Genomic DNA, 21,463 nt, shown 5'->3' with positions numbered 1-21,463 from the left:
ATTTTAAAGTGAGGGTGTTGCTATAATGGGAAAATTTATCCAAATAGATTATGATGTTCTTAAGGAAGATTTGAAGAAAAAAGGTTATAAACTAACTCCTCAAAGAAGGGCTATTGTAGATACTATAGTGGATAGCGAAGGTAAACATTTAACAGCAGAAGAAATATATGATGAAGTTAAAAAAAGGTGCCCTGAAATAGGACTTGCGACAGTTTATAGAACAATATTACTATTAGAGGAAATAGGAATAGTAAGTAGATTACACTTAAATGATGGTTGCAGTAGATATGAACTTGTACATAGTGATGAAAGACATAGACATCATCATTTAATATGTAATAATTGCAATGCTGTTATAGAAGTGGAAGATGATTTACTAGAAGAGCTTGAATGTAAGATTGAAAAGGATTATAATTTTCTAATTCAAGACCATAGCGTTAAGTTCTACGGCCTATGCAGTGAATGTCAAAAAAAACAGCAAGATAAAAAAGATGAATAAAAAGATTTTTTATTGAGAAGAAATCTTTTGTTTATATATAAAAATTATATAAAGGAGGGGAAGTATGAGAACAGAGCGAGCAAAGGTTAAGATAGTACCTCTAGGTGGCTTAGGTGAAATTGGGAAAAATATGACTGCTATTGAATTTAAAGATGATATAGTTGTTATAGACTGCGGACTTAGATTTCCAGATGAGGATATGTTTGGAATAGATGTTGTAATTCCTGACATCTCATACCTGTTAAAAAATCAAGAAAAGATAAGAGGTATATTTTTAACTCACGGACACGAAGATCATATAGGAGCGTTACCATATGTTTTAAAACAATTAAACGTTCCGGTTTATGGTACTAAGTTGACTCTTGGAATAGTTGAAACCAAGCTTAAGGAACACGGATTGTTAGATTCAACAGAACTTATAAGAGTAAAACCAAGAGATATTATAAAATTAAATACTGTATCTGTTGAATTTATAAAAACAAACCATTCAATAGCAGATTCAGTAGCTATAGCTATTCATACACCATTAGGAGTAATATTACACACAGGAGATTTTAAGATTGATTATACGCCAATTGATGGGCAGTTAACTGATTTTGCTAGATTTGCAGAATTGGGTAAAAAAGGTGTTTTGGTCATGATGGCAGATTCAACAAATGTTGAAAGAAAAGGCTACACGATGTCTGAAAAGACTGTGGGTGAAAGTTTTATGAAATTATTTGGAGATGCAAAGGGAAGAATTATAGTAGCAACTTTCGCATCTAATGTTCATAGAATTCAACAGATTATTGATGCAGCTGAGATGTATGGAAGAAAAGTAGCGGTATCAGGAAGAAGTATGGAAAATATTGTTCAAGTTGCTCTAGAACTTGGGTATCTAGAAGCAAAAGATGAAACATTAATTTCAATAGATCATATTTCAAAGTACCCAAATAATCAAATTGTATTAATAACAACAGGAAGTCAAGGAGAACCAATGTCAGCATTGGCAAGAATGGCGGCATCAGAGCATAGAAAGATTAATGTGGTTGAAGGAGATACTGTTATTATTTCAGCATCACCAATACCAGGTAACGAAAAATTTATTTCAAGAGTAATAAATCAACTATTTAAAAAAGGTGCAAATGTTATTTATGAATCACTTGCAGATGTTCACGTATCCGGACATGCATGTCAAGAGGAATTAAAGCTTATGCATACATTAGTTAAGCCAAGATTCTTTATACCAGTACATGGTGAATACAGACATTTAAAGCAACATGTTGAATTAGCATGTAAGTTAGGAATGGCAGAAAGAAATGCTATTATTATTGATAATGGAGATGTTGTTGAAGTTACAAGAAACTATATTAAGAAAACAGGAACTGTAACTTCAGGTCAGGTATTTGTAGATGGATTAGGTGTTGGAGATGTTGGTCATATAGTTCTTAGAGATAGAAAACATTTATCTCAAGATGGTATATTAACAGTAGTTGTTACAATGCAAAAAGAAACAGGAACTGTTATAGCTGGGCCAGACATTATATCAAGAGGATTTGTATATGTAAGAGAATCTGAAAGATTAATGGATGAAGCTAAGGCCATAGTGAAAGATGTTCTTAACGAATGTGAAGAGAAAAACATTAAGGATTGGGCAACATTAAAATCAAATATGAGGGATGAATTAAGAGAATTCCTATATGAAAAAACTAAGAGAAGACCTATGATTTTACCAATTATAATGGAAATATAATATATTGACTTTTCATAAAATAGAGTTTAAAATAAGAATGTTGTTGAAAATTGGATACATCTGTATCCAATTTTATTTTGGAGAAAATTATTTATAGGTTTACATAAAAAAAGAAACCCAAGATGGAGGTATATGATGAAAAGAGAAGATATAAGAAATATTGCGATAATAGCTCACGTTGACCATGGTAAGACAACACTAGTTGACGCGCTTTTAAAGCAAAGTCATATCTTTAGAACAAATGAAAAAGTTCAAGAAAGAGTAATGGACTCAAATGACCTTGAAAAGGAAAGAGGGATTACTATTCTTTCAAAGAATACTGCAGTAATGCATAATGGAGTGAAAATCAATATAGTAGATACTCCAGGACATGCTGATTTCGGTGGAGAAGTTGAACGTGTATTAAAAATGGTTGACTCAGTTTTATTAGTAGTTGATTCTTATGAAGGACCAATGCCTCAAACTAAGTTCGTATTAAAGAAAGCATTAGAATTAAAGTTAAGACCTATCGTAGTAATTAATAAGATAGATAAACCAGATGCAAGACCAGAAGAAGTTATAGATGAAGTTTTCGACTTATTTGTTGAATTAGGAGCAGATGATGAACAATTAGACTTCCCTATAGTATATGCTTCAGCAAGAGATGGAATTGCTAAGTACAATGTTGAAGATGAAAGCACTACAATGCAACCATTATTTGAAACAATAATTGAACATGTAGATTGCCCAGAAGGGAAAATAGATGCACCTTTACAAATGCTAGTAACTACACTAGATTCAAATGCTTTCGTTGGTAAGATAGCAATTGGTAAGATTCATAGAGGAACTGTTAAAAAGAATCAAAATGTTGCATTAATGGACCGTGAAGGAAACACTAAGAACTACAAGATAACAAATCTATTTGTATACAATGGATTAAAGAGAGAAGAAGCTGAAGAAGCAAGCATGGGTGATATAGTTGCTGTAAGTGGTGTTTTAGAAGCTAATATTGGAGATACAATAGCAGATGCTGAAAATCCAGAAGCATTACCATTTGTAGAAATAGATGAACCTACATTAAGCATGAACTTCATGGTTAATGATTCACCTTTAGATGGTCAAGAAGGTAAGTTTATAACTTCAAGACACTTAAGAGACAGATTAATGAAGGAATTAGAAACTAACGTAAGTTTAAGAGTTGAAGAAATAACTCCAGATTGCTACAAAGTTTCTGGAAGAGGAGAATTACATTTATCAATTCTTATAGAAACAATGAGAAGAGAAGGATATGAATTCCAAGTTTCTAAAGCAAGCGTTATATACAAAGAAGAAAACGGAAAGAAATTAGAACCAATGGAATATTTAACAATTGATGTACCTGAAGAATTCATGGGACCTGTTATGGAAAAGCTTGGACCTAGAAAAGGTGAAATGGTTAATATGACTTCAGCTGTTAATGGTTATTCAAGACTAGAATTTAAGATTCCAGCAAGAGGTCTTATAGGATTTAGAAATGAATTCATGACTGATACTAAGGGTAACGGTATAATGAATCATGTATTTGATAGTTATGGACCATACAAAGGTGACATAGAAACAAGAAGCAGAGGATCAATTGTTTCATTTGAAGATGGAGAAGCAATTGCATATGGATTATTTAATGCACAAGATAAGGGATCATTATTTATAGGACCTGGTACAAAAGTTTACCAAGGTATGATTGTTGGTGTATGTGGTAGAGCAGAAGATATAGATATCAATGTATGTAAGGGTAAAAAACTTACTAATACAAGAGCATCTGGTTCAGATGATGCTGTTAAGCTAGTACCACCAGTAGTAATGTCTCTTGAATCTTCATTAGAATTCATTAATAATGATGAATTAGTTGAAGTAACTCCAGAAAATATCAGAATGAGAAAGACTGTTCTTGATAGTGGAGAAAGAAGAAGACTTATGAGCAGAAAGAAGAAGTAATTTTTTAAACTGTTACTTGAAAATTCTTCAACGTGTGTTGTAGTAATAAATTGTAGAAGTAAATAGCCTAATTTTAGGGCTATTTACTTTTATATATAGGTGGTTTAATGAATAGAAGTAGTAAAATAAGAAAAAAGATATTATTTATTTTGATATTTGCTGTGATTTTAGGTGGAGCATATTATAAAAATATTATTGATAAACCTTTAAAAACAGATAATAAAACAGTGCAAATTGAAGTTAAAGATGGTGAATCATTAAATGGGGTTTTAAATAATTTAGGTGAAAGTGGAGTTCTTAGAAATAAATTTTTACTAAAGCTTGATTTAAAACTTAAAAGAAAAGATATTAATTTAAAACCAGGAAACTATACTATAGATAGTGACAGTAGTTTTAATAATATATTAGATATATTACAAAGAGAGAATTTAAGTTCATCACAAATTGTAATATCTATACCAGAAGGTAAAACAATTGATGATATAGCATCTATTCTTGAAAAAAATGGAATGTTTTCAAAGGATGAGTTTATAGAGGCTATTAAAAATTATAAGTTACCTGATTATGTTTCAGATAATAAAAATAAGAAATATAATTTAGAAGGTTTTCTATTTCCTGATACATATTATTTTGATAAAGATTCTACACCTGATGATGTTATTTACGCCATGCTTACTAATTTTGAAAAGAAGATGGATGAAATAGAGAAAGAAACAGGAATTGACATAGAATCTTCAGAAGTTGAGACAATAATAATAAAGGCTTCTTTAGTAGAGAAGGAAGCAGTTTTAGATGATGAACGTAAATTGGTAGCATCTGTAATAGAAAATAGACTTAAGAAAAACATGAAGCTACAGTTTTGTTCTACTGTAAATTATGTAGTTGGATATGATGGAAAAGAATTGCTAAAAAATTCAGATATAAATATTGATTCACCTTACAATACTTATAAGTATTCAGGTCTACCAGTAGGAGCTATTGGAAATCCAGGTAAGGAATCTATAATAGCAGCATTAGAACCTGCAGATACTGATTATTTATTCTTTGTTTCTTTAAAGAATCAAGGAGGAAAACAGCATTTTTCTAAAACGGCTGAAGAACATGAAAGAGTAAAAAAAGAGCAAGGTTATTAAATTTGGAGGATAATAGTATGAGTGGAATTACATACGATTATATGGAGGAATATATTAAGAAATTAGTTCCTGAAAAACAAGGTACATTAAAGGAAATTGAAGAATTTGCAAGAGAAAATGGAGTTCCTATAGTTCAAGAAGAAACTGGAAGATTCTTAGAATTTATGGTTAATATGAAGAAACCTCTTAGAATATTAGAACTTGGAACTGCTATTGGTTTTTCTTCAATATTAATGTATGAAGCTGCAGGAACAAAAACTGAAATAGTTACTATCGAAAGAGACCCTAAGATGATTGAACTTGCAAAAGTAAATTTAAAAAGATTTAATCTTGAAGATAAAATAAAGATTATGGAAGGGGAATGTTTAGAAGTTCTTGAAAAGCTTAATGAACCCTTTGATTTAATTTTTATGGATGCAGGAAAAGGGCATTACAATCATTTTTTACCACATTGTTTGCGATTATTAAATAAAAGTGGTATTATTATCGCTGATAATGTTTTATTTAGGGGGATGGTAGCCAGCGATGAATTGGTAAAGAGACGTAAAATAACCATTGTTAAAAGAATGAGAACTTACCTTGATATGGTATCTAATGACGATGAATTAATAACATCAGTAATTCCAATGGGAGACGGAATAGCAATTACCAAGAGGAGGAACGATTAAGATGAAACAAATAAAGAAACCGGAAGTTTTAGCACCAGCTGGAAGTTTAAATAAACTAAAAGTAGCAGTTGATTATGGTGCAGATGCGGTATATCTAGGTGGAGGAAGATTAAACTTAAGAGCTTTTTCTAACAATTTTACTTTTGAAGAAATTGAAGAAGGTGTAAAGTACTGCCACGATAGAGGAAGAAAAGTTTACGTAGTTGTAAATGTATATGCAAGAAATGTTGATTTAAAAGGTGCTGGAGATTACATAAAGAAATTAGCAGACTTAAATGTTGATGCTCTTTTAGTAGGAGATCCAGGCTTAATTACAATAGCAAAGGAAGTAGCTCCAGAATTAGAAATACACTTAAGTACACAAGCTAACACTGTTAACTGGATGGCAGCTAAGTTCTGGTATGATCAAGGAGTTAAGAGAATAGTTCTTGCAAGAGAATTAAACTTTAACGAAATAAAAGGATTTAGAGAAAACCTTCCAGAAGATTGTGAATTAGAAGCTTTTGTTCATGGTTCAATGTGTATAGCATATTCAGGAAGATGCTTAATATCAAATTATATGCTAGGAAGAGATGCAAATAAGGGTATTTGCTCAAATGCATGTAGATATAAATATGCTCTTGTTGAAGAAACGAGACCAGGTGAATATTATCCAGTAGTAGAAGATGAAGATGGTACATACATTATGAACTCTAAGGATTTATGTATGATACAACATATTCCAGAGCTTGTTCAAAGTGGAATTGATTCATTAAAGATTGAAGGAAGAATGAAGAGTGAATTCTACTTAGCTTCAACTGTAAAGGCATATAGAGAAGCTGTGGATGCATACTGCTTAGACCCTGATAATTATGTATTTAATAAAGAATGGGAACACTTAGTTAATAGAGTGAGCCATAGAAATTATCATACAGGCTTTTATTTTGGAAAAAGTGGTGAACAAAATTATGATGTATCTTCATATATAAGAGATTATGATATAGTAGGTATTGTTATGTCTTACAATGAAGAAACAAAAGAAGCTGTTATTTTACAAAAGAATAGAGTATTTGAAGGTGATATTGTAGAAGTATTAAGAGCTCAAACACCTAATTTTACAGTTAAATTACATGATATGTACGATGTTGATAAGAAAGTAAAAACAGATGTGGCTAATAGAGCAGGAATGACATTTACAGTTAAGGTTGAAACGCCTTTAAAAGAACAAGATATGCTTATAAAAGGTAATAAAGTTCTTAACCTTTAAATGAATTGAGGAGGATTAATAAATGAAAAAACCTATACTAATCGGAATTACTGGAGGTTCAGGCTCAGGTAAAAGTACAATTGCAAATAAGATTTATGAAAGTTTTGGTGGAGAAAATATTGCTATGATGCAGCAAGATGCATATTATAAAGACCAAAGCAATCTTACAATGGAAGAAAGAAAAAAGACAAACTATGATCATCCAAGAGCTTTTGATAATGACCTTTTAGTAGAACACTTAAAGAAGTTGTCTAATTGGGAAGCCATAGAGAAACCTATATATGACTTTACAATACATAATAGAGCTGAGGAAACAGTTGTTGTTGAACCAAAAGAAATAATAATAGTAGAGGGTATATTAATCTTAGAAGATAAGAGAATAAGAGACTTATTAGATATAAAAGTTTTCGTTGATACAGATGCGGACGTAAGAATTATAAGAAGACTTTTAAGAGATGTAAAGGAAAGAGGAAGAACTGTTGATTCTGTAATAGATCAATATCTTTCTGTAGTAAGACCTATGCATACTGAATTTACAGAGCCAACTAAGAAGTTTGCTGACATTATAATACCAGAAGGTGGTAATAATGAAGTTGCTATAGATATCTTAGTATCAAAAATGAAAAGTTTTTTAGGTTAGATGAATAATACGCCTTCTCTCTGTTCATAATTAAGACAGAGAGAAGGTGTATTTTTATTTTTTTAAGAAGTTATGATAAAAGGGTAAAAATTATATTGTGTTTTTTCATAACCGTTATTTCTGTATTAGCCTTAAGATTAATAAAGCTTCAATTATTTCCATCTATGCAGGTTGTTAATACTAATGAAATATATCAGAGTGAAAAAGTATCAAATACTAAATTTAATTTAATTGATTGCAATGGAAAAGATTTACTGCGTTTTAAGAAAAAATATATTCTTGTAATTGATAAGAAACCTTTTTCCTTGAATAATTATGAAGAGACTTTAGAAAATCTTTTAAATTTAAATTTTATTATGCAGGAAGAATGTAAAAATTTTAATTTTCAAGATGTACTAAAAAGTGAGGGAAAGAAATATTATGATATTTCAGAAGAAGCCTATAATAAAATAAAACAGCTTAATAATATTAAAGGAATATATACTTATGAATATAAAGAGCTTAATAAAAAAGAAGCGTGGTCAGTAGAGGGAATGATTACTGGGCAGCCAGAAAAGTATAAGATTATAGAAGGAAGCTTTGATGAAGAGATATATAATTATAATAAAGATAATAATGAAAACATAAAGAATTTTTCTTTAGATGAAAAATCTATATACTCAAAGGAAACAGATGTAGACAAGAATAATAAAATTCAACTTACAATTGATGAAGAACTTCAAGATAAAATAAGAGAAGTTTTAAATAGAGATGAATTTGAGAAATTTAAAAACGTTGGAGTTTTACTTATGGAAAGTGATACTGGAGCAGTTAAGGCTATGGTTCAAAAGGATGAGACTTTAGCAAATGTTAATTTATGTATTGAAGGAATGGGTTATGAGCCTGGGTCAGTATACAAACTTATAACTTTAGGAGGAGCTTTAGAGGAAGGAAAAGTTGGGATGAATGATATCTTTACTTGTACGGGTAAGATATGCAAAGAAGGAGTCCATGGAAAAATTACAGTAAGAGATGCGCTTATTAAGTCTTGTAATGATGTTTTTGCTGCTATTGGTGAAAAATTAGGTTATGAAAAACTTATGGAATACTCAGAAAAGCTTGGATTATTTTCTCCTGTATTAAATATGAAAGGTGAAGGGAGAAATGAAGCCTCAGGAATAAAACCAGATGAGGATATGGGTATGACTAATATTTCTATAGGACAATGTATAACAGTGACTCCTATTCAAGTTCTAGGTTTTACAAATGCTTTTGTTAATGATGGGGTATATATAAAGCCTCATATAATAGATAAAATATTAGATAGTGGCGATAATGTGAAAAAACAGATAGAGACTCAAAAAGAAAAAGTTTTTAGCAGTATTACTAGTAAATTAGTTAAAAATACAATGATTGATGTTGTAAGTAGTGGTACAGGAAAAAAGGCGGCTGTAGAAGGTACTATAGTTGGAGGAAAAACAGGGTCAGCTACAGGAAGCAATAATACCACTCATGGATGGTTTACAGGATACTTTACTATAAATAATAAAACATATACTATGACAGTTTTTGTTCCAGATATTAATGAAATTTATGATATGGGAGAAGAAGCTGGTGGAGGAAATACTGCTGCACCTATATTTGGGGAGATAGTTAAAGAAATTAAATAATTTTCGAATTTATAAATATAAGTTTTAGATAGGATAAAAGATGTATGGTTATAAAAGTACTGCTGTACCTATAAGATAATCTGTCAACAAAAAGAAAATATAGAAAAAAGATTTTTTATTTTTAATCTTTTTGTCAATAAACACTCTATGAATGAATATTATAGTAGTAGCAATGATTAAGGAGGAGTAGGGTGTTTTTATTAGGCGGTGTTCTTAATCTTATATCTAATTCAATATTTTTAACGGGATATATAAATGGAAATAATACTTTTCCTTTGCCTTTAAGTGAAAAAGAAGAGCTGCAATATCTTTTGAAATTTCGAGATGGAGATCAAAAGGCGAAGGGTGTACTTATTGAAAGAAATCTTAGATTGGTTGCACATATTGTAAAGAAGTATTCATTTCCTAATAAAGATGTAGATGAACTTATATCTATTGGAACAGTAGGGCTTATTAAGGCTATTGATTCCTTTGATGTTACAAAGGGAACAAGACTTGCGACTTATGCTTCTAGATGTATAGAAAATGAAATATTAATGCTTTTTAGAAATAGTAAAAAACAAAAGAGTGAAGTATATCTGCAAGATCCAATTGGGGTAGATAAAGAAGGTAATGAAATATGTCTTATAGATGTATTAAGCAGTGAAAAAGATTCTGTAATTGATAAGGTTGAAAATAATCTTCAAATAAAAGCTTTGTACTGTAAAATGATTGAAATATTAAGTGATAGAGAATGTAATATAATAAAGATGAGATATGGCTTAGAAGATGGAAGATGTAAAACGCAAAGAGAAATAGCAGCAATGCTTAATATATCAAGGTCATATGTTTCAAGAATAGAGAAAAAAGCTTTGAAAAAATTAGAAAAGGCCTTGCAAAGTAAAGGATAATTAATGCTAAATCTTTCTATTTATTATTAAGTAGGAAGATTTAGTTTTTTTATTTATGGATATAATTAATATAGTAGAAGAATAATAAAAGAGAGGTATATTAAAAATGTATTGTTTAAAAGATTTATTATTAATAGGTATAAAAATGCATGCATCGGATATCCATCTTTACTGCAATGCACCTCCTGTTTTTAGGGTAAATGGTGAGTTGATTAAATTAAAAGGTGAATTAATAACTAGTAGTGATACGAAAAGTATGGTAGAGGAAATTTTAAAAGAGTCAATTATAAAATATAAAGAAGCTTATGAATATGATACAACTTATGAAATAAATAATCTTGGTAGATTTAGAGTAAATGTTTTTAAAGAAAAGGGAAATGATGCAATTGAATTACGTATTATTAATAATGATATACCATCTTTAGAAGATATACATTGTCCTGAAATTGTTAAAGACTTTACAAAAGAAAATAGTGGGCTTATTTTAGTTACTGGATGTACTGGTTCTGGTAAAAGTACTAGTATTGCAAGTATGATTAATGAAATTAACAATACTAGAGCTTGTCATATAATAACCTTAGAAGATCCTATAGAATATATTTTTGAAAATAATAAATCTATAATAAATCAAAGAGAAATTGGAAGAGATACAAAGGATTTTGATAAAGGATTAAAAGCATCTTTAAGAGAAGATCCAGATGTTATTTTTATAGGAGAGGTTAGAAATGGAGATGAAATAAGAACAGCTATAAAAGCAGCAGAAACAGGACACTTAGTCTTAACAACCTTACATACTATGGGGGCTGTAGAAACTATTGAAAGAATAATTAATGCTTTTCCAAAGGAGGAGCAAAATGAAATAAAAATTCGTCTTTCAATGATATTAAAGGGCATAATATATCAAAAACTTATAAAAAGGTACGATAATAAAGAACGTATAGCAGCTTTTGAAGTGATAAATGTTACATCTTCTGTTAAAAATTTAATAAGAGAAGGGAAAATACATCAAATTCAAGCTGCAATGCAAACAGGAAAAAAAGATGGTATGATGACTATTGATATGTTTTTAGTATATCTATACAATAAAGGGTACATATCTAAAAATGGTATGTTAATTAATTGTAGGGATAAAAGTTATATTTACACAATATTTTAGAACATATCTATAAAAAAATTTTAAAAATAATAATTTTTAAAGGAATTTGTGATTTTGTGTTGAATAAGAATAATATGCTGTTAGCAAGGAGGATACATATGAAATGCATAAAGAAAAGATAGCTGCAGTTGATTTTGGTAGTAAAAAGCTTTCAATTTCTTTAGGAGTGATGTGTGAAGAAGATATTGAAATTATAGGATATTTGGCAGAAGAATCTAAAGGTATTGAGAAGGGATTAATTAAGGACGAAATTAAATGCACTGAGTCATTTGTTAAATTAGTAGAGAAATTTGAAGATAAGGTTGATGAGCCTATACAAGAATTGTATGTAGGCATATCATCAAGATATGTAAGAATTAGTGAAGCTAAACCAGATATCTTTTTAGAAGATGGAAAGGTTAAAGCTAAACACATTAAAAAAGCTATTTCTAGAGGTTGTGAACTTATTCACTTAGATGAAGATGAAGTGATAATAGATTCAGTAATAAATTTCTATACCCTAGACGGAAGGCCAAGTTTAAAAAATGTAATAGGATTAGTTGAACAAAAACTTGAAGTTTCTGTAACATATTTTATTGCAAAAAAAGAAGAGATAGAAAAATATCAAAATGTAATAGGTAGTGCAGGATGTACCATAAGAGGTTTTCTTGTTAATATATATTCAGGAAAACAAGTATTCTTAAATGGAGAAGATGCTGATGGAGTAAGAGTTCTTGTGGATTCTGGAGCTGGAACAACAGATTATGCTTTCTTTAAGGATGGAATAATAGAAGAGATAGGAAGTATACCTTTAGGTGGAAATAACGTTACTAATGATCTTGCTATTTGTGGGGAATATAGCAAAAGTGAAGCTGAAAATATAAAGCTTATATGTTCAGATAATTATGTATCATTATATGAAAATAGAGATGATAAGGATATTATTGAAATTGGAGAAAGTAGTGTTTCTAAAACTCTATTTTATGAAGTAACCAAGGCAAGGTTAGAGGAAATGTTAAAATTACTTGATGGTAAGTTAAAAAACTCTTCCTATTATGAAGACATTTGTAGTATAATATTATATGGAGATGGTATGACTTGTTATGAGAATATTGATGAAATAGTACATAATGAGCTTACAAAAAAGGTAAGAATTGTTACGAAAGAGTATTTAGGAATGAAAAATTCATTAAATATAACATCGCTTGCAATAGTGAAAGAGGTATCTGATAGACTGATTTTATTAAAAGAAGAAGATACAAAAAATGATAAAGAATTAGAGTATTTATTAAATGAGAAAAAAGAAACAGAACAGCCTAAAGTAAAAGAAAGAAAGAATAATAATAACAATAGTATAGTTGGTAAAATTAAAAAAATTTTAGGTGACATATTCTAAAGGAGGAATTACTTTGTTAGATTTTGAAGTAGATATGCAGGAATTAACTAATATTAAGGTAATTGGCTGCGGAGGCGGTGGAAGTAATGCCGTTAATAGAATGATTGTTGAAGGAGTAAAGAATGTAGAGTTTATTGCCGTTAATACAGATAAGCAAGCATTGATGCTTTCTCATGCTAATCAAAAGATTCAAATAGGAGAAAAGTTAACTAAAGGACTTGGTGCAGGTGCAAATCCAGAAATAGGACAAAGAGCAGCTGAAGAAAGTAGAGAAGAAATAACAGCAGCTATTAAAGGTGCTAATATGGTGTTCATTACTGCTGGTATGGGTGGCGGAACTGGAACAGGAGCAGCTCCAGTTGTTGCAGAAATAGCTAAGTCATTAGATATCCTTACAGTAGGGGTTGTAACTAAACCTTTTCCATTTGAAGGAAAAAGAAGAATGAGATTCGCGGAAATGGGAATTGCTAATTTAAAAGATAAAGTTGATACATTAGTAATTATACCTAATGAAAGATTATTATCTATGGCAGATAAGAAAACAACTTTATTAGATTCATTTAAGTTGGCTGATGATGTATTAAGACAAGGTGTCCAAGCTATTTCAGACCTTATAACTATACCTGGGGTTGTAAATGCCGACTTTGCGGATATTAAGGCAGTTATGTTAGATAAAGGTTTAGCACACATGGGTGTAGGATATGGAAAAGGAGACAGTAGAGCTTCAGACGCCGTTAGACAAGCAATTGCATCACCTCTATTAGAAACATCTATAGATGGTGCAACTGGTGTAATATTAAACTTTACAGGTGGAGAAGATTTAGGAGCTTTAGAAGTATATGAAGCTGCAGACGTAGTAAGAGAATCTGCAGATCCAGATGCTAATATAATCTTTGGTGCTGTTATTGATGAAACATTAAATGATGAAATAAGAATAACAGTAATTGCTACAGGATTTGAAACAGAAGGACATGAAGAAAAAGCTCCAGTTTCAAGACAGACTCCTGTAAGGCAAACTCCTGAAAAAGTTGAAGCTGAAATGCCTAAAGAATCTGTAAAAGAAGAAAAGGTTGAAGAAGAAGAGGAAGAAGATTTAGATATTCCTGTATTCTTAAGAAGAACAAGAAAATAGAATTTACATCTATAAAAGGGCGTTACATTTTTTATAAATGTAACGTTCTTTTTTTATATATTAAAAAGTTAAAATTAACGAAAAAAAAGATAAGATAAAAATTTATTGACTTAATTGTAAAAATAATAACTATAAAAAAATATGTCTTGATTTCAATTGTGACAAAATTTTAAATCTCATTAGACTATAATTTATCTATGAAAAGAGGGGAGTATATTTGGATGTATATTTAGATGTTATACTAATTGAAAATTTTATAATTGATCTATTTTTATTAATAGTAACCTTTAATATATTAAGGATAAAAGTAAAAAGTAAAAGATTAATAATTAGTGCACTTATAGGATCAATTTATACAATTGTTATTATTTTCGATGAATTAAGGTTCTTTTCTTCTATGTGTTTTGAGTTTGTTATGGCCTATATAATTGTATTAATATCTTTAGGGCGAAAGAGAAAGATAACTGCTTTAAAGGCAGGAGGAATCTATATAATAAATGCTCTTATATTAAGTGGACTTTGTTATTATTTTTCTCAAAAAGAACTTGGATATAGCTTTATAAAGGGAACAACTATTAATAACTTTTCATCAAAATATATTATTATTTCAGCAATGATTATTTATATTTTTGTAGAGAGGGTGTGTATGTATCTAAGAGAAAAAAATTTATTTAGTAATTTTATTTTCAATATAGAAATAAATATAAATAATATAATATATGTAGCTAGAGCTTTTTTGGATACTGGAAATGAACTAAGGGAACCTGTAACCAATCTGCCATGTATTTTAGTAGAAGAAGATGTATTTGCAAATTTAGAAATACCTGAAGATAAGTTGTTTTATATAAATTACAGTGCTATAGGATATAATGGAAAGCTAAAGGGATTTAAAGTAAATGATATAAAGATATATGAGGATAGTAATAGGTTTAGAGAGGTTGATGCAATTGTTTGTCTCTGCAAAGAAGTATTAAGCAGGGAAAGAGAATTTAATGCATTGCTATCAAGAGGGGTAATATAGAGGAGGCAGTATGGCAAAATTAGATATATTATTAAACAGACTTTTACAAAGGTTTAAGTTCCTTGAAGGAAAATTACATTATATAGGCAGGAATGAAGCTCTTCCACCACCATTATCAAAGGAAGAGGAAGAGGAGCTTATAAAAAAGATACTAGATGGGGATAATACAGTACGCAGTACATTAATTGAAAGAAATTTAAGATTAGTAGTATATATTGCAAAAAAATTTGAAAATACAGGGGTAAATATAGAAGATCTTATTTCTATAGGAACTATAGGACTGATTAAGGCTGTAAATACCTTTAATCCTGAAAAGAAAATTAAACTTGCCACATATGCATCAAGATGTATAGAAAATGAAATTTTAATGTATCTAAGGAGAAATAGTAAAGTTAAAGCTGAGATATCATTTTATGAACCCCTTAATATAGATTGGGATGGAAATGAACTTCTTTTATCAGATATCTTAGGAACTGAAAATGATACTGTTTATAATCTTATAGAAGATGAAGTAGATAAACAGCTTTTATTTATCGCTTTAAAAAGTTTAAATGATAGAGAAAAAGAAATTGTTAAGCTAAGATTTGGCTTGTTTGGTACAAGAGAGAAGACTCAGAAAGAAGTTGCTGACATGCTTGGAATATCCCAGTCATACATTTCTAGACTGGAAAAGAAAATAATAAATAGATTAAAAAAAGAAATTAGTAGAATGCTATAGTTTGTCTTTAGTATAAAAGGGACGTCTATCGGAAATAATTAATAATGCAGTTAGTTATTACTTCCGAAGGGGTGAATTATATTGATTATTAACAAGGTAGAAATATGTGGGGTTAATACATCAAAATTGCCAGTGCTTAAGGAAAAAGAAAAAAGGGAGCTTTTACTTAGAATGCATAATGGCGATAAAAGTGCTAGAGAAGAATTCATTAAAGGAAATTTAAGATTAGTATTAAGCGTAATTCAAAGGTTTAATAACAGAGGAGAAAATGTTGATGATTTATTTCAAGTAGGTTGTATTGGACTTATGAAGGCAATTGATAATTTTGATTTAAGCCAAAATGTTAAGTTTTCAACTTATGCAGTTCCAATGATTATAGGTGAAATAAGAAGATATCTTAGAGACAATAATTCTATAAGAGTAAGTAGATCACTAAGAGATATTGCATATAAAGCTCTTGTTATAAGAGATAAGCTTATAAAAGATAATAATAAAGAGCCTTCAATTTCTCAAATATCTAAGGAATTAAATATTCCTAGAGAAGATGTAGTCTTTGCTTTAGATGCAATTCAAGATCCTGTTTCTTTATATGAGCCTATATATCATGATGGAGGAGATGCAATTTATGTCATGGATCAAGTAAGTGATAATAAAAATACTGATGAAAACTGGCTTGAAAATATATCTATTAAAGAGGCAATGAAGAAATTAAGTGATAGAGAAAAACTTATTTTAAATTTAAGATTTTTTAATGGCAGAACTCAGATGGAAGTAGCAAATGAAATTGGAATATCTCAGGCACAGGTGTCAAGACTTGAAAAAACAGCATTAAAACATATGCGAAAGCACGTATAGTACATTTGTATTTGATGATAAAAATTTTATGGGGTTTTTATCATCATTTTTTTGTTATATAACAATAGGTTTTTAATATATTAATATAAAAGGATACTGGGGGGGGAGTACATGGAAGAGAATTTAAGCTCAATAAATGGAATGAAAACAATGGAAGTAATTGATATTAATACAGGAAGCAAAATGGGTTTTATAAAGGATATTAAACTTGATGAGGATGCTATGAAAGTAGTATCTATTATTCTTCCAGGAGAGGCTAAGGGTTGGTTTGGAAAGACAGAAGATATAGAAATTCCATGGAGCAATATTAACAAAGTTGGTATAGATGTCATCTTAGTAGATTATGGCGGAGAAGATAATTATAAAATATATGAATAAAACTAGATTACTATAAAAAAACTAGGTATAATATAGATAATAATAAGATTAAGAAAGGTTAGAATTTAAATGAAATGTCCATTTTGTTCATATGAAGAGAGTAAAGTAGTTGACTCAAGATCAACTGATGATAACAATACTATAAGAAGAAGAAGAGAATGTCTAGGATGTGGTAAGAGATATACTACTTATGAAAAGATAGAAGATATTCCTATACTTGTTGTAAAGAAAGATTTAACTAGAGAGAATTTTAATAAAGAAAAAATAATCAATGGATTAATTATTGCATGTCAAAAAAGACCTGTTTCACGTAAGCAGATAGAAGATATAGCAGCCTTTGTTGAAAAGAAGATATCAAATAGAATGTTAACAGAGGTTCAAAGTGAATACATAGGTGAAATGGTTATGGATAAATTAAAGGAAGTAGATGAAATTTCATATGTAAGATTTGCATCTGTATATAGACAGTTTAAAAATATAAATACATTTTTAGAGGAAATTAAAAATTTAATGACTAAATAATAAAATATGCTACTGTTTTTCAGTAGCTTTTTTAATGCATGGGAAAGTATAAAATTTTTTTGATGTTAAACACTGATTTTTGACTGGCTTTCTCATATTGAAATTGTCAAATGCATTAAAAAATAATTGTAGGCCGCAAAAGAACCTGAAAGCAAAATAATTAAATTGTATTTTAATATGAAATTATTTTACTTTTAGAACCTTTTGCATGGCAAAATAAAGCTGCTTCCTGCGCTGAAAAGCGTGGCGTCAGCCATTTTGTTCACATATGGAAAAGTATAGAATTTCCAAAACTATATACTAATTATTAAAGGACTTTTTTATATGTTAAAGGTAAGTTAAAATATTGTTAAGTATAAGATTAATTTGTTATTAAGTGATAGGATTGTATTTGGAGGATGTAATGATTAAATTAGATAAAAGTGAATTAAAGAAAGTTGATGACTTTATAGTTATCAGTAATGATAATACAGAAGTTGTTTTTTCAACAGCAGAAAATAATATAAGCTATAATAGAAATACAGAAGAGGGAGTAAAGAATTTAAAGGCTTTAAAAACTAAATTTAATGTTAAAAATTTAGCTTATTTAAAGCAGATACATTCAGACATAGTTTTTTCTTATAATGGAGAAGATGAGGATATCTTTATACAAAATGAAGGTGATGCCTTAATTACAAATTTAGAAGATACAATGATAGGAGTTTTTACAGCAGATTGTACACCTGTTATTATTGTTGACGATAAAAAGAAGGTTATAGCAGCTATTCACTCTGGGTGGAAGGGAACTTTTAAATCAATAACTAAAAAAACTGTAGAAAAAATGGTTACTGAGTATAAGGTGAATGTAAGGGACTTAAAAGTTTTTATAGGACCTCATATAAGACAATGCTGTTATGAAATATCAGAAGAACTTAAAGAAAAATTTATAAATGAAAAGGACATAGATGAAAATAAATTATTCCAAGGAAGAAATTTAAGCATGGAAGAATGTATTTTAAAAGATTTAAGAGACTTAGGGATTAAAGAAGATAATATTAATTCTCTTAATTTATGCACTCATTGTGAAAAAGGTATAAAGTTATTTTCTTATAGGGCCTCTAATGGTGACTATGGAAGATTATTTGCTTTTGTATTTATAAAGTAGGGGGAAAACATGGCAGAAAAAAAAGTACTTATAGTTGATGATGAAGAACATATAATTGAACTTATAAAGTTTAATCTAGAAAGTCAAGGATATGAAATAATTACAGCTAATAATGGAATTGATGCTGTAAAGATTACAAAAGGAGAAAGGCCTGATATTGTGCTTTTAGATCTTATGCTTCCAGGAATGGATGGCTATGATGTATGTAAAGCAATTAAAGGGGATAAAGAAATTTCAAAGACACCTATAATTATGCTTACTGCAAAAGGAGAAGAGTTTGATAAGGTATTAGGTTTAGAACTTGGAGCAGATGACTATATGACAAAGCCTTTTTCTATAAGAGAACTTCAAGCACGTGTTAAGGCAGTTCTTAGAAGAAGTGCAAAAGTATTAGATAGTGATTCGCAAAAATTTAAATGTGAAGGACTTACTGTTGATTTTGAAAGGCATGAAGTTTTTGTAAGAGACAAAAAGGTTGAATTTACTCTTAAAGAATTTGAACTTCTAGAGATATTAATAAAGAATAAAGGCAGAATATTGCAAAGAGAAAATCTCCTTGAAAAAATATGGGGATATGAATATATTGGAGAAACAAGAACAATAGATGTACATATAAGATATATTAGAAAGAAGATAGAAGAAGATGACAAAAATCCTAGATTTATTGAAACAATAAGAGGAATGGGATATAGATTTAATTCTGGTGCAAATTATGAAGAGTAAAATTTTAACTTCTATAATAATAGTGATAATGTTTGTTCTTCTTAGCTCTACTGGTCTCTTTAGTATACTTACTAATACGCAAGAAATAAAAAGAACAAAGGAATCTTTAAAAAATCTTAACAAATGTATAGCAGAGCTTTATGATGATGATGATGAAAGTATAATAGATTCTTATACAATTAATAATGCTAAAGTAAGATATACTGTTATAGATAAAGAAGGAAAAGTGATTTATGATTCAATTGGAGATGTGGATGAAAATCATAAAAATAGAGAAGAAGTATTGCAGGCATTAAAAAATGGTGAAGGTAGTTCAGTTCGTTCTAGTAGTTATACAGATGAAAAGACTGTATATTATGCCAAAAAGCTTAATAATGGTAATGTTATAAGAACATCGGTGCCTCTAAAAACAGTTTCTTATTTTGATGGAGATATTTTTATTTATTGGATTATAATAATAGTGGTGGTAATTGTTCTGTCTATTGTACTATCTAAAAGAATTATAAAAGCAATTGTCGCGCCATTAGAAGAATTAGAGGATATTACATGTAAAATTGCACATGGAGATATGCATATGAGAGTTAAGTGTGACGGAAAAGGGGAAATAGGCTCCCTAGGAAGAACATTTAATATTATGGCTGATGAACTTCAAAATCAAATTAATAATGTTGTTGATAAACAAAACAGACTTGAATCTATATTAAGCTGTATGGAAAGTGGAGTTATAGCAGTTAATAGAAAAGGAAAGGTAATAACAATTAATCCTTATGCTAAAAGAATTTTTGGAATAAGAAGAGATATTACTGGAGAGAAAATTAATGACTGTATTAGTGATTATGATTTTTGTGAATTTTTACTTAATGATAAGCTTAATGAAGCAGAAATTAAACTTTTAAATCCTGTAGAAAGACAGCTTAGGATAAAAAAGTCACCTATTGTTTATGATTTGAAAAAGATAGGAAAAGTAATAACTGTTCAAGATATAACTGATATAAAAAGACTTGAAAATATGAGAAGCCAGTTTGTTGCAAATGTTTCTCATGAACTTAAGACACCTATTACATCTATTAAAGGTTTTGCTGAAACTTTAATGTATGTTGAAGATGATAAAACAAGAAAAAAATTCTTAGATATAATTTATAAGGAATCAGAAAGACTTACAAGGCTTATAAATGATATTCTTGTACTTTCTAAAATTGAAAGTGAAGTTGGAAGGATAGAAGAAGAATTCTATCCTAATAATGAAATAGAAGATGTTGTTAGTATGGTAAAAAACTTTGCTAATTCTAAAAATACTAAGATAATATTAGAAGAGAGTAATAATTATCTTTTATATGGAGATAAAGATAAGTTCTTGCAGCTTGTTTTAAATCTTGTTGAAAATGGAGTTAAGTACTCTAACGAGGGCTCCACAGTTATTATAAGAAGTTATAATGAAGATGATGTCTATATATTAGAGGTTGAAGACAATGGCATAGGTATTCCTAAAGAAGATCTTCCAAGAATTTTTGAAAGATTTTATAGAGTCGATAAAGCAAGAAAAGGTGAAGGCACAGGTTTAGGCTTAGCTATAGTAAAACATATAGTTAAGTATTTTAATGGAGATATAGATATACAAAGTGAAGTTGGAGTAGGTAGTAAATTTACAGTAAAAATTAAACATATATAAAGAAGACCGATAGTAGTTTTATAGCTACTGTTGGTCTTCTTTTTTGTGCGCCCAGCATGGGTGTGCACTAATCGGTGAAAGTCCGTAACGGGGGCTGATAGTGCCAACCGTATAGCTTAAGACAAGGGTGTCCATTGTGAGGTGGAATCTGAAGGAAGTCGGCAGCAAAACTTTGGTCTGAGGTACACAAATCACATTTGAGGCTTATGTCTATGGGTAAGCTTGCAAAACAAAGTAAAGCCCTATAACTATCCGAAATAGACAGAGTAAATGTGGCAGATAGATGAAGTGAAAGTGCACGTTCTTACCTGGGGAGGTCTGATAATACATCAATAAGTAGATGAAATTTCGAAATTGATA

Annotated in this window: 20 protein-coding genes; all 20 read left to right on the top strand. The window is 29.5% G+C overall.

Annotation, left to right across the window (positions count from 1 at the left end):
• Positions 1-25: 25 nt before the first annotated feature.
• The 20 genes from BM384_RS03835 to BM384_RS03740 all read left to right on the top strand — a co-directional run bounded on the left by BM384_RS03835 (position 26) and on the right by BM384_RS03740 (position 21,103).
• On the top strand, positions 26-499 hold the full coding sequence (locus BM384_RS03835; protein WP_090011244.1) for a Fur family transcriptional regulator: 474 nt from the start codon (positions 26-28) through the stop codon (positions 497-499).
• 64 nt (positions 500-563) lie between these two features.
• A complete protein-coding gene (locus tag BM384_RS03830) occupies positions 564-2,231 on the top strand; it encodes a ribonuclease J (RefSeq protein WP_090011242.1) in 1,668 nt (555 codons plus the stop codon).
• 132 nt (positions 2,232-2,363) lie between these two features.
• Positions 2,364-4,184 carry a translational GTPase TypA gene (typA, locus tag BM384_RS03825; RefSeq protein WP_090011240.1) on the top strand — a complete coding sequence of 607 codons (1,821 nt, stop codon included), beginning with the start codon at positions 2,364-2,366 and terminating at the stop codon, positions 4,182-4,184.
• A gap of 107 nt (positions 4,185-4,291) precedes the next feature.
• Entirely contained in the window at positions 4,292-5,317 is a 1,026-nt protein-coding gene (mltG, locus tag BM384_RS03820) for an endolytic transglycosylase MltG (RefSeq protein WP_090011238.1), read from the top strand.
• A 17-nt stretch (positions 5,318-5,334) separates the two neighbouring features.
• Positions 5,335-5,985, top strand: a complete 651-nt coding sequence (locus BM384_RS03815; protein WP_090011236.1) for an O-methyltransferase — start codon at positions 5,335-5,337, stop codon at positions 5,983-5,985.
• Between the two features lies 1 nt (position 5,986).
• Positions 5,987-7,231, top strand: a complete 1,245-nt coding sequence (locus BM384_RS03810; protein WP_175537273.1) for a peptidase U32 family protein — start codon at positions 5,987-5,989, stop codon at positions 7,229-7,231.
• Positions 7,232-7,253: 22 nt separating this feature from the next.
• Positions 7,254-7,871, top strand: coding sequence for a uridine kinase (gene udk, locus BM384_RS03805; protein ID WP_090011234.1), 618 nt, complete (start codon positions 7,254-7,256; stop codon positions 7,869-7,871).
• 164 nt (positions 7,872-8,035) lie between these two features.
• Entirely contained in the window at positions 8,036-9,520 is a 1,485-nt protein-coding gene (locus BM384_RS03800) for a penicillin-binding transpeptidase domain-containing protein (protein WP_090011254.1), read from the top strand.
• 191 nt (positions 9,521-9,711) lie between these two features.
• A complete protein-coding gene (sigK, locus tag BM384_RS03795) occupies positions 9,712-10,410 on the top strand; it encodes an RNA polymerase sporulation sigma factor SigK (protein ID WP_090011231.1) in 699 nt (232 codons plus the stop codon).
• A 106-nt stretch (positions 10,411-10,516) separates the two neighbouring features.
• A complete protein-coding gene (locus tag BM384_RS03790) occupies positions 10,517-11,566 on the top strand; it encodes a type IV pilus twitching motility protein PilT (RefSeq protein ID WP_090011229.1) in 1,050 nt (349 codons plus the stop codon).
• Positions 11,567-11,669: 103 nt separating this feature from the next.
• The gene (locus tag BM384_RS03785; RefSeq protein WP_090011227.1) at positions 11,670-12,941 is read left to right on the top strand and encodes a cell division FtsA domain-containing protein; all 1,272 of its coding nucleotides are present in this window, start codon (positions 11,670-11,672) and stop codon (positions 12,939-12,941) included.
• A gap of 13 nt (positions 12,942-12,954) precedes the next feature.
• Positions 12,955-14,073, top strand: coding sequence for a cell division protein FtsZ (gene ftsZ, locus BM384_RS03780; RefSeq protein ID WP_090011226.1), 1,119 nt, complete (start codon positions 12,955-12,957; stop codon positions 14,071-14,073).
• Between the two features lie 217 nt (positions 14,074-14,290).
• Positions 14,291-15,094, top strand: coding sequence for a sigma-E processing peptidase SpoIIGA (locus BM384_RS03775; protein ID WP_175537272.1), 804 nt, complete (start codon positions 14,291-14,293; stop codon positions 15,092-15,094).
• Between the two features lie 10 nt (positions 15,095-15,104).
• Positions 15,105-15,812, top strand: a complete 708-nt coding sequence (gene sigE / locus BM384_RS03770; RefSeq protein ID WP_090011222.1) for an RNA polymerase sporulation sigma factor SigE — start codon at positions 15,105-15,107, stop codon at positions 15,810-15,812.
• 81 nt (positions 15,813-15,893) lie between these two features.
• Positions 15,894-16,667, top strand: a complete 774-nt coding sequence (sigG, locus tag BM384_RS03765) for an RNA polymerase sporulation sigma factor SigG (RefSeq protein ID WP_090011220.1) — start codon at positions 15,894-15,896, stop codon at positions 16,665-16,667.
• 111 nt (positions 16,668-16,778) lie between these two features.
• Positions 16,779-17,045: a YlmC/YmxH family sporulation protein gene (locus BM384_RS03760; protein WP_090011218.1), complete on the top strand. Its 267-nt coding sequence runs from the start codon at positions 16,779-16,781 to the stop codon at positions 17,043-17,045.
• Positions 17,046-17,114: 69 nt separating this feature from the next.
• Entirely contained in the window at positions 17,115-17,567 is a 453-nt protein-coding gene (nrdR, locus tag BM384_RS03755) for a transcriptional regulator NrdR (protein WP_090011216.1), read from the top strand.
• Positions 17,568-17,970: 403 nt separating this feature from the next.
• Positions 17,971-18,711, top strand: a complete 741-nt coding sequence (gene pgeF / locus BM384_RS03750) for a peptidoglycan editing factor PgeF (RefSeq protein WP_090011215.1) — start codon at positions 17,971-17,973, stop codon at positions 18,709-18,711.
• 9 nt (positions 18,712-18,720) lie between these two features.
• The gene (locus BM384_RS03745; protein WP_090011213.1) at positions 18,721-19,434 is read left to right on the top strand and encodes a response regulator transcription factor; all 714 of its coding nucleotides are present in this window, start codon (positions 18,721-18,723) and stop codon (positions 19,432-19,434) included.
• Positions 19,424-21,103: an ATP-binding protein gene (locus BM384_RS03740; RefSeq protein ID WP_090011211.1), complete on the top strand. Its 1,680-nt coding sequence runs from the start codon at positions 19,424-19,426 to the stop codon at positions 21,101-21,103. The genes BM384_RS03745 and BM384_RS03740 overlap by 11 nt, the downstream gene beginning before the upstream one ends.
• The last annotated feature ends 360 nt before the right edge of the window (positions 21,104-21,463 follow it).

This window comes from Clostridium sp. DSM 8431, assembly GCF_900116755.1.
Taxonomy (GTDB): Bacteria; Bacillota; Clostridia; order Clostridiales; family Clostridiaceae; genus Clostridium.
The sequence above is the reverse complement of the archived record's forward strand: the minus strand, read 5'-3'. Positions and strand labels throughout refer to the sequence as shown.

Bases quoted from the DNA above. Each gene is read 5' to 3' on its own strand.
- BM384_RS03830 (WP_090011242.1), top strand. From the start codon at position 564: ATGAGAACAGAGCGAGCAAAGGTTAAGATAGTACCTCTAGGTGGCTTA.
- BM384_RS03835 (WP_090011244.1), top strand. From the start codon at position 26: ATGGGAAAATTTATCCAAATAGATTATGATGTTCTTAAGGAAGATTTG.
- BM384_RS03790 (WP_090011229.1), top strand. From the start codon at position 10,517: ATGTATTGTTTAAAAGATTTATTATTAATAGGTATAAAAATGCATGCA.
- BM384_RS03785 (WP_090011227.1), top strand. From the start codon at position 11,670: ATGCATAAAGAAAAGATAGCTGCAGTTGATTTTGGTAGTAAAAAGCTT.
- sigE (WP_090011222.1), top strand. From the start codon at position 15,105: ATGGCAAAATTAGATATATTATTAAACAGACTTTTACAAAGGTTTAAG.
- nrdR (WP_090011216.1), top strand. From the start codon at position 17,115: ATGAAATGTCCATTTTGTTCATATGAAGAGAGTAAAGTAGTTGACTCA.
- BM384_RS03760 (WP_090011218.1), top strand. From the start codon at position 16,779: ATGGAAGAGAATTTAAGCTCAATAAATGGAATGAAAACAATGGAAGTA.
- typA (WP_090011240.1), top strand. From the start codon at position 2,364: ATGATGAAAAGAGAAGATATAAGAAATATTGCGATAATAGCTCACGTT.
- mltG (WP_090011238.1), top strand. From the start codon at position 4,292: ATGAATAGAAGTAGTAAAATAAGAAAAAAGATATTATTTATTTTGATA.
- BM384_RS03745 (WP_090011213.1), top strand. From the start codon at position 18,721: ATGGCAGAAAAAAAAGTACTTATAGTTGATGATGAAGAACATATAATT.
- BM384_RS03740 (WP_090011211.1), top strand. From the start codon at position 19,424: ATGAAGAGTAAAATTTTAACTTCTATAATAATAGTGATAATGTTTGTT.
- BM384_RS03810 (WP_175537273.1), top strand. From the start codon at position 5,987: ATGAAACAAATAAAGAAACCGGAAGTTTTAGCACCAGCTGGAAGTTTA.
- BM384_RS03800 (WP_090011254.1), top strand. From the start codon at position 8,036: ATGCAGGTTGTTAATACTAATGAAATATATCAGAGTGAAAAAGTATCA.
- BM384_RS03815 (WP_090011236.1), top strand. From the start codon at position 5,335: ATGAGTGGAATTACATACGATTATATGGAGGAATATATTAAGAAATTA.
- udk (WP_090011234.1), top strand. From the start codon at position 7,254: ATGAAAAAACCTATACTAATCGGAATTACTGGAGGTTCAGGCTCAGGT.
- pgeF (WP_090011215.1), top strand. From the start codon at position 17,971: ATGATTAAATTAGATAAAAGTGAATTAAAGAAAGTTGATGACTTTATA.